We start from the raw sequence: 2,006 nt of genomic DNA, 5'->3' as shown, positions 1-2,006 counted from the left end.
ATCGCGATGCGCCTGCTAGGGCGCGGCTGGTAACAGAGCCTTATAGGCGCACATGAAAAACCTCCGGCTATGCCGGAGGATATTTATTATGGCTATACTTAACTGTTATCACAGGACATCACTGTCAGGAGGAAACATGACTATGCAGGCGATCCAGGATAACGAACTTTTTCAGACCGGTTATTTTGTCGATGGGATATGGAAAACGCTCGATACCACGTTCGACGTGGTCAACCCGGCCACCGGTGAGACGATCGCCAAAGTCGCCAAAGCGGGTAAGCAAGAAACCGAAGCGGCTATCGCTGCGGCCAGCAAAGCCTTCCCACTCTGGCGGGCGAAAACTGCCAAAGAACGTTCCGAAATTCTGTATCGCTGGTATCAACTGATTATCGACAATAAAACCTGGCTCGGCAGGCTGATGACCACCGAGCAGGGCAAGCCGCTGAAAGAGGCGGAAGGCGAAGTGGAATACGCCGCAAGCTTTATCCAGTGGTTCGCCGAGCAGGCGAAACGCGCCAATGGCGAAATTATTCCGCCTGCTAAACCCGGTTCCCGTATTCTTGCCACCCGTGAACCGGTTGGCGTGGTCGCCGCCATTACGCCGTGGAACTTCCCGATGGCGATGCTGACCCGTAAACTCGGCCCGGCGCTCGCAGCGGGCTGTACCGGCGTGATTAAACCCGCCAACAATACGCCGCTGAGCGCTTTTGCGCTGCTGCAACTGGCGAAGAAAGCTGGCGTGCCTGACGGCGTACTCAACGCGGTGGCCGGGAATACCCAGGAAATCAGCGATGCCATCATGGCCAGCCACGCGGTGCGCAAAATCTCCTTTACCGGATCGACCGCCGTGGGCAAAACCCTGGTGCGAAACGCGGCGGAAACGATGAAAAAAGTGTCGATGGAGCTGGGCGGGAACGCGCCGTATATCGTCTTTGACGACGCGGATATCGACGCCGCAGTGAAAGGGGCAATTGCCAATAAATTCCGCAATGCCGGGCAGGTGTGCGTCAGCGTCAATCGTTTCTATATTCAGGAACAGGTTTATGACGACTTTACCCGCAAGCTGACCGAGGCGGTAAATGCGCTTAAAGTCGGTAACGGGGTGGATGAAGGCGTGGTCGTCGGCCCGCTGATTGAACCTTCGGCGGTGAAGAAAGTGCGTGAGCATGTTGAAGACGCCGTGGCGAAAGGGGCTCGCGTATTGGCGGGGGGGAAACCTCACGCCCTCGGTGGCAACTTCTGGCTACCAACGGTGCTCGGTGATTGCAGCGATAACATGCTGCTCGCGCAGGAAGAGACTTTCGGCCCAGTGGCGGCCTGCTTCCGTTTCACCAGTGAGGATGAGGTGATTCAGCGGGCGAACAACACGCCATTTGGTCTGGCTGCCTACTTCTATACCCAGAATCTGCAACGTGTTTTCCGCGTCTCGCAGGCGCTGGAAAGCGGCATGATTGGCATCAACGAATGCGCAGTCTCAACGGAGTTAGGTCCGTTCGGTGGGGTGAAAGAGTCCGGTCTGGGACGTGAAGGTTCGGTGCTTGGCCTGGACGAGTTTTTGGAAGTGAAAACCCTGCATTTGGGTGGATTGTAAGTGACATTCCGGGCGGCAATCGCCGCCCGTTCAGGAGAGAGGCGGGGGAATGAATGAAAACCTATACCTTTGACTTCGATGAAATAGGCACTCAGAACGATTTTTATCGTGAGTTTACCCGCACCTTTTCGCTCAGCGCGACAGCCATCCACGATCTCGATTCGCTGTGGACAGTGGTCACTGCAAGCCAGCTTCCTTTACCGCTTGAGATAGAGTTTGTCCATCTGGAAGAGAAACAGCGTCGGCGCTATGGGGCCTTAATTCTGTTATTTGATGAGGCGGAAGAAGAGCTGGAAGGTATGCTGCGATTTAATGTTCGTCACCCATAAAAAAGGTTCATCGCGGTTAAGCGTGAACCAATAGAAAACGGCGGTAAAAGTGGTTAGTTTTGTATTCGCCAAAACACTAACCAGCC

At 54.9% G+C, this 2,006-nt stretch carries 2 protein-coding genes; both read left to right on the top strand.

The window, feature by feature from the left end; translation table 11 throughout:
• Nucleotides 1-136 precede the first annotated feature (136 nt).
• Nucleotides 137-1,591 (top strand): NAD-dependent succinate-semialdehyde dehydrogenase, encoded by a 1,455-nt coding sequence (locus tag ACG0Z5_RS23690; protein ID WP_394451600.1) that lies wholly within the window; start codon nt 137-139, stop codon nt 1,589-1,591.
• Nucleotides 1,592-1,644: 53 nt separating this feature from the next.
• On the top strand, nt 1,645-1,920 hold the full coding sequence (locus ACG0Z5_RS23685) for a hypothetical protein (RefSeq protein ID WP_394451598.1): 276 nt from the start codon (nt 1,645-1,647) through the stop codon (nt 1,918-1,920).
• The last annotated feature ends 86 nt before the right edge of the window (nt 1,921-2,006 follow it).

The sequence above is a fragment of the Scandinavium sp. M-37 genome (assembly GCF_043558715.1).
Lineage (GTDB): Bacteria > Pseudomonadota > Gammaproteobacteria > Enterobacterales > Enterobacteriaceae > Scandinavium > Scandinavium vulneris_A.
Note: the sequence above shows the minus strand (reverse complement) of the source record. Positions and strands in the feature narration are given on the sequence as shown.